The 16,506-nt window shown below is 37.5% G+C and carries 15 protein-coding genes; 12 read left to right on the forward strand and 3 right to left on the reverse strand.

What is annotated here, in order from left to right:
- Positions 1-122 precede the first annotated feature (122 nt).
- The 4 genes from sppA (at position 123) to C9J29_RS15255 (ending at position 3,435) form a co-directional block, all read left to right on the forward strand.
- Positions 123-1,136 carry a signal peptide peptidase SppA gene (sppA, locus tag C9J29_RS15240; RefSeq protein WP_008176810.1) on the forward strand — a complete coding sequence of 338 codons (1,014 nt, stop codon included), beginning with the start codon at positions 123-125 and terminating at the stop codon, positions 1,134-1,136.
- Positions 1,137-1,148: 12 nt separating this feature from the next.
- The gene (locus C9J29_RS15245; protein WP_008176812.1) at positions 1,149-1,775 is read left to right on the forward strand and encodes an RDD family protein; all 627 of its coding nucleotides are present in this window, start codon (positions 1,149-1,151) and stop codon (positions 1,773-1,775) included.
- 137 nt (positions 1,776-1,912) lie between these two features.
- Entirely contained in the window at positions 1,913-2,416 is a 504-nt protein-coding gene (tpx, locus tag C9J29_RS15250) for a thiol peroxidase (protein WP_036119564.1), read from the forward strand.
- 89 nt (positions 2,417-2,505) lie between these two features.
- Entirely contained in the window at positions 2,506-3,435 is a 930-nt protein-coding gene (locus tag C9J29_RS15255; RefSeq protein WP_008176816.1) for a class I SAM-dependent methyltransferase, read from the forward strand.
- A gap of 58 nt (positions 3,436-3,493) precedes the next feature.
- Here C9J29_RS15255 and C9J29_RS15260 read toward each other — a convergent pair whose 3' ends face one another.
- Complete coding sequence (locus tag C9J29_RS15260; protein WP_008176818.1) at positions 3,494-3,943, reverse strand: universal stress protein; 450 nt, start codon at positions 3,941-3,943, stop codon at positions 3,494-3,496.
- Positions 3,944-4,345: 402 nt separating this feature from the next.
- Between C9J29_RS15260 and ald the strand changes: the two genes are divergently transcribed.
- A complete protein-coding gene (gene ald, locus C9J29_RS15265) occupies positions 4,346-5,461 on the forward strand; it encodes an alanine dehydrogenase (RefSeq protein ID WP_008176820.1) in 1,116 nt (371 codons plus the stop codon).
- Between the two features lie 183 nt (positions 5,462-5,644).
- Here ald and C9J29_RS15270 read toward each other — a convergent pair whose 3' ends face one another.
- Entirely contained in the window at positions 5,645-6,733 is a 1,089-nt protein-coding gene (locus C9J29_RS15270; protein ID WP_025114471.1) for a M24 family metallopeptidase, read from the reverse strand.
- Positions 6,734-6,964: 231 nt separating this feature from the next.
- Between C9J29_RS15270 and C9J29_RS15275 the strand changes: the two genes are divergently transcribed.
- Positions 6,965-7,648 (forward strand): metal-dependent hydrolase, encoded by a 684-nt coding sequence (locus C9J29_RS15275; protein ID WP_107922396.1) that lies wholly within the window; start codon positions 6,965-6,967, stop codon positions 7,646-7,648.
- Positions 7,649-7,800: 152 nt separating this feature from the next.
- Positions 7,801-9,108, forward strand: coding sequence for a DRTGG domain-containing protein (locus tag C9J29_RS15280; protein ID WP_008176826.1), 1,308 nt, complete (start codon positions 7,801-7,803; stop codon positions 9,106-9,108).
- Positions 9,109-9,160: 52 nt separating this feature from the next.
- On the opposite strand, the gene C9J29_RS15285 is transcribed toward C9J29_RS15280, so the two are convergent.
- Positions 9,161-9,466, reverse strand: coding sequence for a YtpI family protein (locus tag C9J29_RS15285; protein WP_008176828.1), 306 nt, complete (start codon positions 9,464-9,466; stop codon positions 9,161-9,163).
- Between the two features lie 90 nt (positions 9,467-9,556).
- Here C9J29_RS15285 and C9J29_RS15290 point away from each other — a divergent pair, with 90 nt between their 5' ends.
- The 5 genes from C9J29_RS15290 (at position 9,557) to C9J29_RS15310 (ending at position 16,211) form a co-directional block, all read left to right on the forward strand.
- On the forward strand, positions 9,557-10,501 hold the full coding sequence (locus tag C9J29_RS15290; RefSeq protein ID WP_107922397.1) for a DHH family phosphoesterase: 945 nt from the start codon (positions 9,557-9,559) through the stop codon (positions 10,499-10,501).
- A 21-nt stretch (positions 10,502-10,522) separates the two neighbouring features.
- Positions 10,523-13,606, forward strand: coding sequence for a DNA polymerase III subunit alpha (dnaE, locus tag C9J29_RS15295; RefSeq protein WP_107922398.1), 3,084 nt, complete (start codon positions 10,523-10,525; stop codon positions 13,604-13,606).
- Positions 13,607-13,738: 132 nt separating this feature from the next.
- A complete protein-coding gene (locus C9J29_RS15300; RefSeq protein WP_008176833.1) occupies positions 13,739-14,380 on the forward strand; it encodes a FadR/GntR family transcriptional regulator in 642 nt (213 codons plus the stop codon).
- 24 nt (positions 14,381-14,404) lie between these two features.
- On the forward strand, positions 14,405-15,262 hold the full coding sequence (accD, locus tag C9J29_RS15305) for an acetyl-CoA carboxylase, carboxyltransferase subunit beta (RefSeq protein ID WP_008176835.1): 858 nt from the start codon (positions 14,405-14,407) through the stop codon (positions 15,260-15,262).
- Positions 15,255-16,211 carry an acetyl-CoA carboxylase carboxyltransferase subunit alpha gene (locus tag C9J29_RS15310; protein WP_008176839.1) on the forward strand — a complete coding sequence of 319 codons (957 nt, stop codon included), beginning with the start codon at positions 15,255-15,257 and terminating at the stop codon, positions 16,209-16,211. The genes accD and C9J29_RS15310 overlap by 8 nt, the downstream gene beginning before the upstream one ends.
- Positions 16,212-16,506: the final 295 nt, after the last annotated feature.

Consider the following 16,506-nt stretch of genomic DNA (forward strand, 5'->3'; position numbering starts at 1 on the left):
TTTATATTTTTAGGTAAGGTATTATGAGGAAATAAATAGAATAAAACTTTTTGCATATTATTGCAAAAAAATGAAACAAATGAGCAAGTCATACGTATTACGAGTTAAGGAGGCGGAAAGACATGAATGTTAAAAGGTGGGTTGCATTAATAGTGGCTGGTGTTCTTTTACTGTTTTCATTAGGGATTAATACCATTTTTGCACTATTTAAAGCAGATTTCCTAGGTAATTTTGACAGTTTAATGGCAGGAAATAACCTAGATGTATATGAAAATGTAATTGAAGGAGATAATTATGATAAAAGGATTGCCTATTTAAAGGTAGATGGAACAATCCAAGATATTGGATCAAGTTCACTATGGCAACCTGTTGCATATGATCATCAATTTTTCTTAGATCAATTGGATAATATTTTGTACGATGATACGATTCAAGGAATTGTTTTAAGTGTTAACTCTCCGGGTGGAGGGGTAAAAGAATCTGCTGAAATTTATAAAAAGCTATTAAAAATTAAAGAAGAACGACAAATTCCAATTTATGTATCGATGGATTCGATGGCAGCATCTGGTGGCTATTATATTTCTGCTCCAGCAGATAAAATATTTGCCCATCGGGATACAATTACAGGCTCGATTGGTGTAATCATGCAATCTATTAATTATCAAGCATTGGCTGAAAAAGTAGGTGTCAAATTCGAAACGTTTAAATCTGGCGAGCATAAGGATATGCTAAGTCCAATGCGTGATGTGACACCAGAGGAACGAGCGATGATGCAGGATATGATTAATGAAACATACGAAGAATTTGTAGATATCGTTGAACAAGGACGTAATATGTCAGAAGCTGATGTGAAGAAAGTGGCGGATGGACGTATCCTTGGCGGTACAAAAGCACTTGAAGCCGGTTTAGTTGATGAAATTGGCGACGAAGAAGCTGCCATTGCAGCCTTACGCGCAGATTTTGGACTAGAAGATGCTGCATTATTTGAATATGCCTATGATATGGGCGGATGGCAATCTTATGTTGGAATGAAAATTGGCTCTATGTTCGGTCCTTCTGCAGAGGAAAAAATGCTAATGAAAATTATGACGGATTACAATGCACCGAAAATGATGTATTTATACGGTGAATATTAAGGAGGGAGTTCAATGACAAACAATGAAGTTGTTATGCAAGGTTCACCCTCAATGGAAAATGGCTTTTTTAACAATGGCACGGAAGATTCAACAAGTCAAAAAAACTACACATTAAAAACGGCAGGCTTTTGGATCAGATTGTGGGCATTTTTATTGGATGGATTTATTGTATCTGCTGTAGTTGGCATACTCATTAACCCTATCTTTTATTTAATGGACTGGTCCTTATCAGAATCAGTTTGGTATGCTCCAATCTCCATTATATCGGCGATTCTTTATTACAGTTATTTTGTCCTTATGACGAAATTCTTTGGTCAAACGCTAGGGAAGATGGTATTTGGGTTACGTGTAATTTCATTAAAGCATGATAACCTTACTTGGTCAGATGTGTTATTCCGTGAATGGATTGGGCGTATTATTAATAATATTGTGATGCCTCTCTATATTTTGGTAGTTATTTTGCCAGACAATCAAGGGTTGCATGACTATTTTGCCGATACAACAGTGGTGCATGAGAAAGTCTATATTGAAAAGAACTTGGCGCCACTTGCTATAGAGAAAAAGGAAGAGCTTATAGTGTCTATTGAACAAGAGGGAAAACCTGAGCTAGAAAAACTAGAAGAAAAAAATGAACAATAAACAAGAGACTGTCTCAAATGAAGAGACAGTCTTTTCTATTACTAGCTAACACTTAGAATAAAGTAAGCTATCTTAGTTGCAATTAATTCCCTTCATTTAGTAATATTATGTACATATGAAGATTAGGAGGCGTTTATATGGCACAAGTAACATTTAAAAATGGTCCAGTGACACTAGTAGGTAATGAAGTAAAGGTGGGCGATTCTGCACCAGATTTTACAGTATTAGCGAATGACCTTTCACCTGTAACATTAAAAGATTCCGAGGGGAAAATTCGTTTATTTAGTGTAGTACCATCATTAGATACTGGTGTATGTGATGCGCAAACACGTCGTTTCAATGAAGAAGCAGCTAACTTAGGCGATAATGTAGTGATTTATACAGTATCTGTAGATCTTCCATTCGCTCAAAAACGTTGGTGTGGGGCAGCAGGTATTGATGCCGTTCAAACGGTTTCTGATCACCGCGACCTTTCATTTGGTGAGGCTTATGGCGTGTACATTCAAGAATTACGTCTTCTGACACGTGCAGTATTTGTTGTGGATGCAAACAATAAAGTAACATATGTTGAGTATGTACCTGAGGCAACAGACCATCCAAACTATGAAGCGGCTATTGAAGCTGTTAAAGCACTAGCATAATGGCCTGCTTTTAGGCTAAGATAATACTAGACAAAGGGGCTGTGACGAGTGTTTGTCACGGCTCTTTTCTGCTTGAAAGGAAGTTATCTATGGAAAACATCGAGAAATTATTTGGTATGCTAAATGAGCATGCTGAAAAAATCGAAAAAGAACACAATACAACTTTGTTAGAGGGGTTACTAGATGGGCTAGAGGCATGGCTTGATGGAGAAGTGGATTTCTCACAAAAGGATGCAACAAAAGAGGATATTCGCAAGTCTATTCAAATTGCCATTCTAAAAGGAATGCGTAAAAGTTCACAACCAAACCATCAAATGACGCCTGATACGTTAGGGTTATTAGTGGGCTATTTTGTTGAACAAATCTTTGCTGAACGTCTTGAGCATGACAAAATTTCGATTATGGATCCAGCAGTAGGAACAGGAAATTTATTACTAACAGTTATGAATTTATTAGATGGTAAAGTGGAGGCTACTGGTGTAGAGGTAGATGAGCTACTTATACGTTTGGCTGCAGCTACAGCTGATTTAACAGAGCAACCGATTTCTTTATATCGTCAGGATGCCTTACAAGATTTATTGGCAAATCCTGTTGATGCAGTAGTATGTGATTTACCTGTTGGTTATTATCCAAATGAAGAAATTGCCCTTGAGTATGAATTGTGCGCGCCTGAGGGAATGAGCTATGCCCACCATTTATTTATTGAGCAGTCTATGAATTATACAAAGGAAGGTGGCTACTTATTTTTCCTTGCGCCATCACATCTTTTTGATTCAGAGCAGTCTAAGCAACTTCATAAATACATTCAAAAGCATGCTTGGATTCAAGCGATTATTCAACTACCTGATTCCATGTTTGCCAATAAATCATTAGAAAAGAGCATTGTCATCTTGCAAAAGCAATCGAAGGAATGTAAATCACCTAAAGAAGTGCTTTTAGCAAAAGTACCAAATATGCAAAATAAGCAGGCACTTGCTTTATTCTTTGAAAAAGTGAAAATGTGGAAAGAGGGCAAGTAATTGCTCATAGAATTCAAAAAGGTATCCTACAGTAGGATACCTTTTTATGTATTGCTGATTAGTTTTCAGGTGTGCGGATGACAAGAACGTCACAATTAGCTGAACGTACAATTGCTTCAGATACTGAACCAATTAGGAAACGTTCTACTGCATTTAGACCTGTTGCACCACAAATGATTAGATCTGCGTCTACAATTTTAGAAAGCTCTTTAGTAATAATATTTTTTGGAGAACCATATTCGATGATTAGGTTAACATTTGCGATACCTTCATCTTCAGCTTGCTTTTTGTAACCATTTAATAGTTCTTCAGAGAATGCTTGAGCACGTTCTGCAATGGAACGGTCGTATGCTTCAATTGCAGCGAATGAACGTGTATCAATAACATTCACTAAATTTAATACAGAACCCTCATTACGCTTCGCCACGTCAATTGATTTACGAAAAGCGTATTCAGCTTCCTTAGAACCGTCTACTGCAACCACAATGCTTTTATAATGATTAGCCATTTAAAAAACCTCCCTGATTTGTATATGTTGATTATACCAAATGATTTCCTAAAGGAAATACTTTCCGGAAGAAAAATTATGAAAAAGTGAAGGCATTTCATGAAGAAAATATAATTACTTAATTCCCACTATTAGCAACGTGTAAACGTAATTTTGGCTTTCGAAATGGAGGAGTATATATCACTATAATTTTCCTTTTTATTTTATAAATATAATAATTTAAATTGTAAAATCACCGTTTAAATATTTTGTATTTTGAAAATGTTAGAAATTTTATTTGTATTTATTTTAATTAAAGCTTTTTTTTTATTTGTTTGGTAATATGGAATTGCAAGGGGTGCATCAATTTTTAATTACATAAATGATGCTGATTTTTTACGTAATGGAAGGGGATAGGAAACTATGAAAATTGGTATTCCAAAGGAAATTAAAAACAATGAAAATCGTGTAGCAATGACACCAGCAGGAGTTGTTACTTTAACACATGCAGGCCATGAGGTGTACATTGAAACTGGAGCAGGCTTAGGATCAAGCTTTACGGATGCTGATTATATTGCAGCTGGTGCCCATATTGTGCAAACGGCTAAAGAAGCTTGGTCACAAGAGATGATTATGAAGGTAAAAGAGCCTGTAGCTTCTGAGTATGATTACTTCTATGAAGGTCAAATCTTATTCACTTACTTACACTTAGCGCCAGAAGTTGAATTGACTCAGGCACTTTTAAATAAAAAAGTTGTAGGGATTGCCTACGAAACAGTTCAATTAGCAAATGGTTCACTACCATTATTAACACCGATGAGTGAAGTAGCAGGTAAAATGGCTACACAAATCGGAGCACAGTTCTTAGAGAGAAATCATGCTGGTAAAGGTATTTTACTTGGCGGTGTATCAGGTGTACAACGCGGTAAAGTAACAGTTATCGGTGGTGGTATCGCGGGAACTAACGCTGCGAAAATCGCTGTTGGTATGGGAGCAGACGTAACAGTTATCGATTTAAGCCCTGAGCGTTTACGCCAATTAGAAGATATGTTTGGTCGTGATGTTCAAACATTGATTTCTAATCCTTATAACATTGCAGAATCTGTAAAAACTTCAGATTTAGTAATTGGTGCCGTATTAATTCCAGGCGCAAAAGCACCAAAGCTTGTATCAGAAGAAATGATTCAATCAATGCAAGCAGGCTCTGTAGTAGTGGATATAGCTATTGACCAAGGCGGTATTTTTGCTTCTTCAGATCGTGTCACAACACATGATGATCCAACATACGTAAAACACGGCGTTGTACATTATGCAGTTGCGAATATGCCTGGAGCAGTACCACGTACATCAACAATTGCTTTAACAAATAATACAATTCCTTACGCACTTCAAATTGCGAATAAAGGCTATAAACAAGCTTGCCTAGACAATGTTGCACTGAAAAAAGGTGTTAATACTTTAGATGGACAACTAGTATATAAAGCTGTTGCAGATTCACAAGGACTTCCATATGTAAATGTGGATGAGCTTATTCAATAATTAGATGTAAAAATAAAAAATCCTTCGAGAAAATCACTCTCGAAGGATTTTGTGATTTTTCTTCCAAACATTTCTCTAGTAAAGATCATAGTTCAATGGAATAAAAAGACTATAGGCAAACTCTCAAAGTTTTTGAGTTTGTCTACAGTCTGAAGGAAGGTATTTGGACGCTTCCTTTTTATCTTATAGAATGATTAAATCTTTCGGGAATTTTGTTAATACTTCCACACCATCTTTTGTTACAACAACATCATCCTCAATACGTACACCTGTTACATCTGATTTATAAATTCCAGGCTCAATCGTAAAGACCATGCCCTCTTCCATTGTCATGTCATTTGTTCCTGTAACAGATGGGAATTCATGTACAGAAATGCCAAGACCATGTCCAAGACGATGTGTGAAATATTCTCCAAATCCTGCTTCGGTAATCGTATCGCGTGCGATTTTATCTAAGTCCATAGCACGGACACCAGGTTTCACAGCTGAAACGGCATTTTGGTTAGCTGCTAACACAGCATGATAAATTTCTTTTTGTGCTTCACTTGGCTCTCCAAAGGCAACTGTACGTGTAATATCAGAGCAATAGCCATCGTAAATGACACCAAGGTCAAATAGTACCATATCCCCTTTTTCTATTTTTCGTGCACCTGGATGACCATGAGGAGAGGCTGTTTTTGGTCCACTCAGTACCATTGTTTCAAAGGACATTTTACAACCTTTATCTTGAATAGCATTTTCAATGGCTGTCAAAATTTCCATTTCTGTTTTACCTTCAGCAATTTCCTTGCAACCGATTTCAATAGCATAATCAGCTAACTCTGCAGCTTTGCGTAATTTGTCTAATTCACTTTCATCCTTAATTACGCGCATTGCATTAATTTTTTCGTCTAGACGTACAAAATTTGCTTGTGGGAAGGATTGCTGTAGGGCCTCTAAGCGTTCCACAATGAGCTGTGCCTTTTCAATGGCAAACGTAGTTGGTTGAATGTCACGAGATGTAATGGCTTGTGCAAGGACCTCCATCGAATTGTCAGTGTCTTGGTGGCCAATAACCTCATAAGACCAGCCAGCCGCTTTTGCATCTGGAATTTCCATTTGCGGACAAATTAGAAAAGGTTCAGCATCTTTAAAAATCATGACACCTAGTAATCTCTCATGTGGATTACTTTTAAAGCCTGAAACGTAAAAAACATTGTCAGGTGTAGTGATAAATGCCGCATCAATGTGATTTTGCTGCAAATAACTTTGGATTTCTTCAACCTTTGACATAAATATGTCCTCCTTTTTAGTACATGGGAAATTTTAATGAGGAACCTTCGACTTTCTAAAGAAAATGGCTGTTCCTTTTTATCACTGAATAATTGTGATCTAACAACGTATAAAATTGTTAGAAGTGATACGATTATTCTCTGTACAAGCATATCAAAAAAAGGGAAAAAGCGCATGGGTAGCGAATTAAAATGGAGGGGTTTTCATTTATAAATCAAGGAGGACATGAAGATGGAAATAAGCTATCATGGACATTCTATTGTCAAAATACAAACAAATGGGAAAACAATTTTAATTGATCCTTTTATTAACGGTAATGGACAAACAGATTTAAAGGTTGCTGAGGAAGCACCAGATATTATTTTATTAACACATGGTCATAATGATCATGTTGGAGACACCGTAGAACTAGCGAAGAAAAAGGATGCTCTAGTTATTGCTCCAAATGAATTAGCCAATTGGATTTCCTGGCAGGGAGTAAAAACACATCCAATGCATATTGGAGGGGCTAAGGAATTCGATTTTGGAAAGGTGAAGTTTACGCAAGCTTTCCATGGATCTTCTTATGTAACAGATACAAATGAAATTATTTATATGGGTATGCCAGCAGGGATATTACTATTTATTGAAGGGTTAACGATTTATCATGCAGGCGATACAGCTCTATTTGGTGATATGAAATTAATTGGTGAACGACATCCAATAGATATAGCATTCCTACCAATAGGTGATAATTTTACAATGGGTCCAGAAGACGCTGCATGTGCAGTTTCATTCTTAAAGCCTAAGATTGTCGTACCTATTCATTACAATACATTCCCACCTATCAAACAAGATCCACAGGTTTTTGCTGATTTAGTACAAATTTCAGAGGTTCAAATTTTAAAAGCTGGTGAGAAAGTAAACTGTTTCTAATCGTTGATAACGCTGTACTATATGAATTGACACCACGCTGGTAGTTGAAATGGTGGGGGTTTTTAAACAATTTGATCACTTTATATTAAATATTTTTATAAAAAATATGGTACACTAAGAGCAGAATTGAAGCTTAGGAAATAGGTGATATTTTGTCTACAAAACATGAGAAAATTTTACAATACATCGAGTCACTACCAGTGGGCGATAAAATTTCAGTACGTCAAATTGCGAAGGAAATGCAAGTGAGTGAAGGGACGGCATATCGTGCTATAAAAGAAGCAGAAAACCGTCGCTTAGTAAGTTCAATTGAACGTGTTGGAACAATTCGTATTGAAAAGAAAAAGAAAGAAAATATTGAACGCTTAACTTTTGCAGAAATTGTCAATATCGTAGATGGTCAAGTTTTAGGTGGAAAATCTGGTCTACATAAAACGTTAACGAAATTTGTCATAGGGGCCATGCAATTAGAAGACATGATGCGCTATACAGATGCGGGTAGCTTATTGATTGTAGGGAATCGTATTAAAGCCCATGAAAATGCCCTTCGTGCAGGTGCTGCTGTTTTAATTACAGGTGGTTTTGATACAACGGATGCCAATAAACAGCTTGCAGATTCATTGGATTTACCAATAATTTCAACTAGCTATGATACGTTTACTGTAGCAACGATGATTAACCGAGCGATCTATGATCAGCTCATCAAAAAGGATATTTTATTTATTGAAGATATTTATGTTCCTATGACTGACACAGCAGCGTTAAAAAATGATGAAACTATCCGGCATTTCCAGAAGTTGAATGAACGCACAACACATGGGGCTTTTCCAGTTGTCACTCATCAAAATAAACTTGTCGGAATGATTACTGTAAAAGACGTTATTGGTCGAGAAGAAAATGAGCTAGTTGAAAAGGTTATGACGAAGAATCCAATTGCTGGCTCCATGAAGATGAGTGTTGCTTCAGCCGGGCATCGTATGATTTGGGAAGGTATTGATCTGTTACCAATCGTAAATGATGATAATATTTTACAAGGAGTCATTAGTCGTCAGGACGTACTTAAAGCATTACAGCTAGCTCAAAGACAGCCACAGCATGGTGAAACTATTGATGATTTAGTGAAAAATGAGATGAAGGTACTTGGTGATGAAGAGCTCGTTGTGGAGTTTAAAGTTACACCGCAAATGACGAATCAATACGGGGCGATTTCTTACGGTGCTTTCACGACTCTATTAGCTGAAGTGGGTTCATTTGCATTAAAGCGTCGAAAACGTGGAGATGCAGTAGCCGAGAATATGACCATTTACTTTATTAAACCAGTACAAATGGAAAGTACACTTACAGTCAAGCCACGAATATTAGACATGAGTCGTAAGTTTGTGAAAATGGATTTTGAAGTGTATAATCAACAAATACTTGTTGGTAAGGCAATGATGATGTTCCAGCTTTTAGAACGTTAAGGATTGAAAGGGATGGCCTAGCGCAATTGCTTGGTCATCCCTTTGTTACATATTATCGATTAATGCGGAATTCTTCCTCAACAAACTGACCATAATGACGCGCTTTTTTCGTATTTTCTACAACGACAAAGATGCCTAGCACGACAAGAATTGCTACAATTATAAATGTATATAAGCTAGGGAATAAGTAGGCTTGATTGAATCCGAAAAACAGTAGGAAGGAACCGAAGCCGATATTCGCCTTACTTTTATACCAATTTTTAGCGATTGGTAATGAAGAACGGAACTGTTTTGTTTTAAAATAAAAATAAAAGACAAAAGATATAATTATCGCAAACACAAATATTAAATTGAGCATAGTAAACCTCCTAGCATAACTAGACATTATTGTAACGATAATTTTGAAAAAATGCTAACGGTTCTTACTATCATTTTGGAGGAATTTATTGTGAAAAGACAAATCATCGACACAATTGCTGCCTATGAAACAATCATTATTCATCGTCATGTACGACCAGATCCAGATGCATATGGCTCACAACTTGGGTTAAAAGAATTGATTTTAGCAAATTATCCGGAGAAAAAGGTTTTTGCTGTAGGTGACCATGATGCTTCTTTAACATTTATGGCACAGCCTGATCAAGTATTGGATGACGTTTATGAGCATGCTTTAGTCATTGTGACTGACACAGCTAATACAGAACGTGTTGACGATCAACGCTATACAAAGGGAAAAATGATGATTAAAATTGATCATCATCCAAATGATGATGCCTATGGTGATCTTTTATGGGTGAATACGACAGCAAGTTCTTGCAGTGAAATGATTTACGAGCTGTATGAGGAAGGTAAGGAAGTGGCGAACTGGCAACTGTCAGATACTGCTGCACGATTATTATTTGCAGGAATTGTAGGGGATACAGGTAGATTCCAATTCCCAAGTACTACTGCTAAGACATTTAAAGTAGCCGCAGACCTGATTACATATGATTTTGATCGAAATCAAATTTTTGATGGTATGTATGAAATGGAGCAAAAACTGCTGAATTTACAGGGCTATATTTATCAAAACTTTACAATGGATGAGTATGGAGCAGCCCATGTAAAGCTAACAAAAGAATTATTAGCAGAACATGATATTGTACCATCAGAGGCATCGTTACTGGTAGGATGCCTAGGAAGTGTTAAAGGGATCTGTTCGTGGGTTGTATTTATTGAAGAAGAGGATCAAATTCGTGTGCGTTTACGTTCGAAGGGTCCTATTATTAATACATTAGCAAAAGAGTTTAATGGTGGTGGACATCCGCTCGCTTCTGGAGCTACGGCTTATTCATGGAAAGAGGCAGATGACGTCATCGAAAGATTACAAGAGATTTGTAAAGCGTATCATTAAAAAGAAAAGGAAGGGATTCATTTGACACACGTATACACAAAGATGCATACGAGCGCGGATTTATTGAAAAGCACAATTCGGCTTGAGCAATTGATTCCTTTTTTACAAGAACAAAAGACACAAGCCTGTGCAATCGTAAATACGAAATTGTACGGGCTTTTGCCTTTTTGTAAAGCCATGCAGCAAGCAAATATACATGCTGTCATTGGCCTTTCTATAAATGTGCAATGGCATGATAAAACGTTTCCTCTTGTGCTGTATGCGCAATCTCAGGAGGGCTATCAGCATGTATTGAAGATAAGTAGTGCAGTTTCAATTAGGGAAGATGAAGTGCTGCCTTGGAAATGGCTAGAGGGCTATGCAGCAGGCTGCTTGGCATTACTTTCTTCAGATGATATAGGTGATGTAGAAGATTGGCAGGCATTAGTATCTGCCTTAGCCCATCTCTTTCAGCATCATTTTTATATGGGAATTACCAGACCTGGAGGGGTAACGCAAGCTAATGAGAAAGAACTTATAGAGTGGTGTGAAGGGCAGGCGATCCCACTTGTAGCCGTTCAAAGCTGTTATTTTTTACGTCCTGAGGATCATTTTGCATACGAGGTAGCAAGAGCTATCGATACAGGAGACAAGCTTGGCGATACGATGCTAACAGCTAATTTACAAGGTTATTTTGCACCTACAGCACAGGAGTGGCAAAGTTGGTTTGCAGATCGACCAGAATGGCTTGAATCTTGTGGACAAATGCTTGCTAGCTGTCACGCTATCATCCCAGAAATGTCTGTACAAATGCCTAAATTTCCTGTGCCAGTTGGTGAAACAGCTGAGAGCTTACTTGTTAAAGAAGCATTTGCCGGATTAGAGGGGCGGTTCAACCAGATGGATATTCCGAATGGTTACCGAGAACGATTACAATATGAGCTTGAAATAATATGTTCAATGGGCTACGCTGATTATTTTTTAGTAGTAGCTGATTTTATGCGCTTTGCGAAAGACAATCGCATTTTGACTGGACCTGGTCGTGGTTCTTCCGCTGGGTCACTGGTTGCCTATAGTTTAGCTATTACGCAAGTGGACCCCCTTGCCTATGGTTTGTTATTTGAACGATTTTTAAATCCTGAACGGATATCTTTACCTGATATAGATATTGATTTTGTCGATAGTAAACGACATCAAGTAATCCAATACGTTGCACAAAAGTATGGTAAAGCCAATGTGGGGCAAATCATTACATTCGGTACATTGTCTGCCAAAGCAGTTGCTCGAGATGTCGCGAGAGTATTTAGTTTCGGCGCAGAGACATTGGAAAAAATTTCGAAAATGATACCGAATAAACCAGGCATTACATTACAAAAGGCTTTAGAAGAATCCTATGATTTACAGGGCTGGCTCTCTGAGGATGAGCAACATCAGCGATGGTTTGACGTAGCGCTAAAATTAGAGGGGCTACCGAGAAATTCCTCTACCCATGCGGCAGGCGTTGTTATTGCACCATCCCCCTTAGTAAATACAGTCCCTATAGAGGATGGACATGAAGGCATCTATTGCACACAATGGCCGATGGGGGATATCGAGGCATGTGGTCTCGTCAAAATGGATTTTTTAGGGTTACGTAATCTTACTATTTTGGAGCAAATGCGTTGGTCCATTTATAAAGCTGGTGGACCGTGGATTGATTTTGAACGAATTCCTATGCATGATGAAAAGACTTTTCAATTATTGCAAAAGGGTGATACATCAGGTATTTTCCAATTAGAATCAGAAGGAATGAAACAAGCATTACGAGACATTCATCCCACACACTTTTTAGATATTGCTGCTGTAAACGCACTTTATCGTCCAGGTCCAATGGAATTTATACCTGTCTATGCTAAACGAAAAGCCGGCAAAGAAATGGTTGTTATGCCTCACCCTGTGCTAGAGCCCATTTTACAAGAGACTTTTGGTGTTATTGTCTATCAAGAGCAGATTATCAAAATTGCCTCTGTGCTTGCAGGATTCTCAATGGGACAAGCAGATTTACTTCGCCGTGCAGTTAGTAAGAAAAATCGCCAAGTGCTAGAGGAGCAACAGGTTTCCTTTGTGCAAGGGGCATTAAAACAAGGCTATGATCAACAGGTAGCGACAGAGGTGTACGAATTAATTGTCCGTTTTGCCGATTACGGATTCCCTAAAAGTCATGCTGTAGCCTATAGTGTTATTTCCTATCAAATGGCATATCTAAAGGCTCATTTCCCTCAAAGCTTTTACGCCGCATTATTATCTAATGCGACGGGAAATATAGATAAAATTCAACAGCTAGTGCAAGAGGCCAAGGACAAAGGTATCCCATTTTATCCACCTTCATTAAAGGACAGTACAAAATATTTTACTGTTGAGCAAGAAGGGATACGTTATAGCTTATCAGGAATTAAAGGCGTCCCTCATACTTTTATAGAGAATATCCATACTTTGCGCCAATCAAACCCTCTGGTATTGCATAATCTTTTTGATTTAGCTGTGGCATTAAGTGCACAGCATTTTAAACCGAAAGTAATAGAAGCATTAATTTATGCTGGAGCCCTAGATTATTTAGAGAAAGACCGTGCAGTACTGATCATGACAATAGACGCTGCATTAAAACACGCTGAACTCCTACGACCAACTGAGGATATTGATATATCAACTGCTACAGAATTTAGCTTTGGAAAGCCAAAATATATGCAGGTGGATGATATGCCACAAAAGGAAAAATTGATGCATGAAAAGGAAAGTTTAGGTTTTTACATTTCTGCCCATCCCGTTACGCAAGAAAGACTATATTGGGCTGATGTGAATAGTACTTGTCGTGAGTTAAAGCAGATGCGAGATGGGACGTATGTGAAAATGATTGGTGTCATTGAAGAAGTAAAAAAAATTCGTACCAAAAAAGGAGAACAGATGGCCTTTGTCCAGTTACAGGATGAGCATGGAGCTGTTTCCGCTACGTTATTCCCACAAGTTTTCCAATTCGTTCAAGACTTGTTAATAGAAGATGAAATTCTGTTTATAGAAGGAACTATAGAAAGACGTTTTGGAAAACCACAAATTAAAGTAAAACATGCGCAAGCGACGAAAAAGATATAAAATGAAACGAAAATTTAGAAACTGCATTAAATTTTATGCAGTTTTTTCTTTACTTTTGGGCAGTTATTTTGTAAGCTAGAGTCAACGTTAAAAAGTGGTCTGACCACTTTTTTGATAAGGGGAGTTAGTCGTATGGATAAAAAAACCGAACAAAAAAAAGTGTTTTTAGAAATCGTCCAACAACTACGTCAACTCATTAAATTGGAAAAAATTCAAGCAGGTGAAAAGCTTCCCTCCGAACGAGTCTTATCTGAGCGTCTAGGTGTCGGGCGATCCTCTGTCAGAGAGGCATTGCGAAGTCTAGAATTGCTAGGTCTTATAGAAACGAGACATGGTGGTGGTACTTTTCTTGCTTCCACACATAAGCATCAGCTTGTAGAAATCCTGTCGATGTTTATATTAGAAGATGTAAAATCAAAAAAAGATGTCGAATTTACGCGACAAATTCATGAAAAGGAAGCTATTCGCGTAATAAGTTGTACAGAGATTCTTCGCACACTACCTGTGTGGGATAGTTTTTTTGTGAAACTAGAATTAGAAGGTATGATTAATTGTCGTGATATATTGCGAGAACTTTTAATCACAACAGGTAATCGTTTATCATTAAAAATCTGGTTTCAATTGGCAGCTTATGATGGCGACCGTTTAAATCGAAACTCAACAGAAGATGAAAAAATAATCATTCAAACTATGTTGAAATCGATGCAGCTAGGGTACGAAAAAGAAGCACTAAAAGCTTATGAGCAGTGGATGAGTACTGTACAAAGCACTTAGACAACAACAAAGGGGGAGTCAAACATGGCAATACGTAGCTTATTTAGTGGTAATCGAAAAAAGAAAGAGGATGGACAGGAAAAGGCATTTCCAGAAGGATTAATGACAAAATGTCCTGAATGCCGCCATATTCAATTAACGAAAGAACTAGAAAAGAATGATAAAGTGTGTTCAAAATGTAGTCATCATTTCAAAATGACTGCACAAGAACGTGTGGACTATTTCTTGGATGAAGGTTCATTCGTTTCGATGGACGATCATTTACAAACAAGCAATCCATTGAATTTCCCAGCATATGTAGAGAAAATTTCAGCTGACCAAGAAAAAACAGGCTTGAATGAAGCTGTACTAACAGGCGTTGGTACATTAGATGGAGAAGAAATTGTTGTTGCCATTATGGATTCTCACTTCCGTATGGGGTCCATGGGTTCAGTTGTGGGCGAAAAAATTACTCGCGCAGTAGAGAAAGCAACTGAATTAGGTGTGCCATTTATTATTTTTACGGCTAGTGGCGGTGCGCGTATGCAAGAAGGTGTACTATCTTTAATGCAAATGGCAAAAACAAGTGTTGCCTTAAAGCGTCATAGCGATCAAGGTTTATTATTTATTTCCATTTTAACGCATCCTACAACTGGTGGGGTTTCAGCAAGCTTTGCCTCTGTAGGTGATATAAATATTGCAGAACCACAAGCATTAATTGGCTTTGCAGGCCGTCGTGTTATTGAAGAAACTGTAAGAGAAAAACTACCAAATGATTTCCAAACGGCAGAATTTTTATTAGAGCATGGCCAACTTGATGCCATTTTCCCTCGCAAAGATTTACGTAAACAAGTTTCTTTACTTGTAAAAATGCATACGAAAGGCGGCGTGCAACATGTCTAAAAATTTAGCGTTTGAAGAACCAGTTATCCAATTACGAGAAAAAATTGATGAATTAAAAACAATAGCCACTGAAGCTGATGTCGATATGACGGGTGAAATCGAGAAACTAGAAACACGGCTATCCCAATTAGAGCAATCGATTTATGCGAATATGAAGCCGTGGGATCGTGTGCAAGTAGCAAGACATCCAGAAAGACCTACTACTTTACAATATATTGAAGCGATATGTGAGAATTTCATTGAATTGCATGGAGATCGTACTTTTGGTGATGATGCTGCAATTCTTGGTGGAATAGGTATTTTTGAAGGGCAACCTGTAACAATAATCGGACACCAACGTGGAAAATCAACAAAAGAAAATATACGACGTAATTTTGGTATGCCTCACCCAGAAGGTTATCGTAAAGCCCTACGTTTGATGAAGCAAGCAGAAAAATTTAATCGACCAATAATTTGTTTTATTGATACAAAAGGTGCTTATCCAGGTAAAGCTGCTGAAGAACGTGGGCAAAGTGAAGCAATCGCTAGAAACCTTGTTGAAATGGCAGGCTTAACAGTACCAGTCATCAGTATTGTGATTGGAGAAGGAGGAAGTGGTGGTGCACTAGCATTAGGTGTTGCAAACCGTGTCTTTATGCTAGAAAACTCAACCTATTCCGTTATTTCTCCAGAAGGAGCGGCGTCGATTTTATGGCGTGATGGTAGCCTTGCTAAGCAAGCGGCTGAAGCAATGCGTATAACAGCACCGGATTTAAAAGAGCTTGGTGTTATAGATGGTATCGTCCCTGAGATTATTGGTGGTGCCCATCGCAATGTAGCAAAACAGGCACTTTATATTAAAGAATGCATCAGCACTACACTTCATGCATTAAATTCTCTAAATGGAGAACAATTAATTGAAGATCGTTATGAGAAGTTCAAAAAAATCGGACAATATACAGAAGTATAAAACACATTTTTGGAAGGCTATCTTCTGATAGCAGCAAAAATATGGGGATATGAATTTGCTCGTTAAGAGACAAAATTTGTTTCTTAACATATTAAAAAGCTATAAAAATTAAAGAAGCTAGTTACGCAATCTGAACGTCAGACTTCTTGGAAATTTGTTAGATTTAGGATGTTTTTGGATGGAAAGAGTGTGTGAAAGCGCATTCTTTTCATTTTTTATGTAAAAGTTATGTTTTTGTAGCCTCAGAACCCTTACATAGTTTGTTTTTTCATGTTAATGTGAATAATAATAGTAA

Source organism: Lysinibacillus fusiformis (assembly GCF_003049525.1).
Taxonomy (GTDB): Bacteria; Bacillota; Bacilli; order Bacillales_A; family Planococcaceae; genus Lysinibacillus; species Lysinibacillus fusiformis.

Excerpts from the sequence above, each read along its gene's own strand:
- ald (WP_008176820.1), top strand. The coding sequence starts at position 4,346 with ATGAAAATTGGTATTCCAAAGGAAATTAAAAACAATGAAAATCGTGTA.
- tpx (WP_036119564.1), top strand. The coding sequence starts at position 1,913 with ATGGCACAAGTAACATTTAAAAATGGTCCAGTGACACTAGTAGGTAAT.
- accD (WP_008176835.1), top strand. The coding sequence starts at position 14,405 with ATGGCAATACGTAGCTTATTTAGTGGTAATCGAAAAAAGAAAGAGGAT.
- C9J29_RS15245 (WP_008176812.1), top strand. The coding sequence starts at position 1,149 with ATGACAAACAATGAAGTTGTTATGCAAGGTTCACCCTCAATGGAAAAT.
- C9J29_RS15270 (WP_025114471.1), bottom strand. The coding sequence starts at position 6,733 with ATGTCAAAGGTTGAAGAAATCCAAAGTTATTTGCAGCAAAATCACATT.
- C9J29_RS15275 (WP_107922396.1), top strand. The coding sequence starts at position 6,965 with ATGGAAATAAGCTATCATGGACATTCTATTGTCAAAATACAAACAAAT.
- C9J29_RS15300 (WP_008176833.1), top strand. The coding sequence starts at position 13,739 with ATGGATAAAAAAACCGAACAAAAAAAAGTGTTTTTAGAAATCGTCCAA.
- C9J29_RS15285 (WP_008176828.1), bottom strand. The coding sequence starts at position 9,466 with ATGCTCAATTTAATATTTGTGTTTGCGATAATTATATCTTTTGTCTTT.
- C9J29_RS15310 (WP_008176839.1), top strand. The coding sequence starts at position 15,255 with ATGTCTAAAAATTTAGCGTTTGAAGAACCAGTTATCCAATTACGAGAA.
- C9J29_RS15260 (WP_008176818.1), bottom strand. The coding sequence starts at position 3,943 with ATGGCTAATCATTATAAAAGCATTGTGGTTGCAGTAGACGGTTCTAAG.
- sppA (WP_008176810.1), top strand. The coding sequence starts at position 123 with ATGAATGTTAAAAGGTGGGTTGCATTAATAGTGGCTGGTGTTCTTTTA.
- C9J29_RS15255 (WP_008176816.1), top strand. The coding sequence starts at position 2,506 with ATGGAAAACATCGAGAAATTATTTGGTATGCTAAATGAGCATGCTGAA.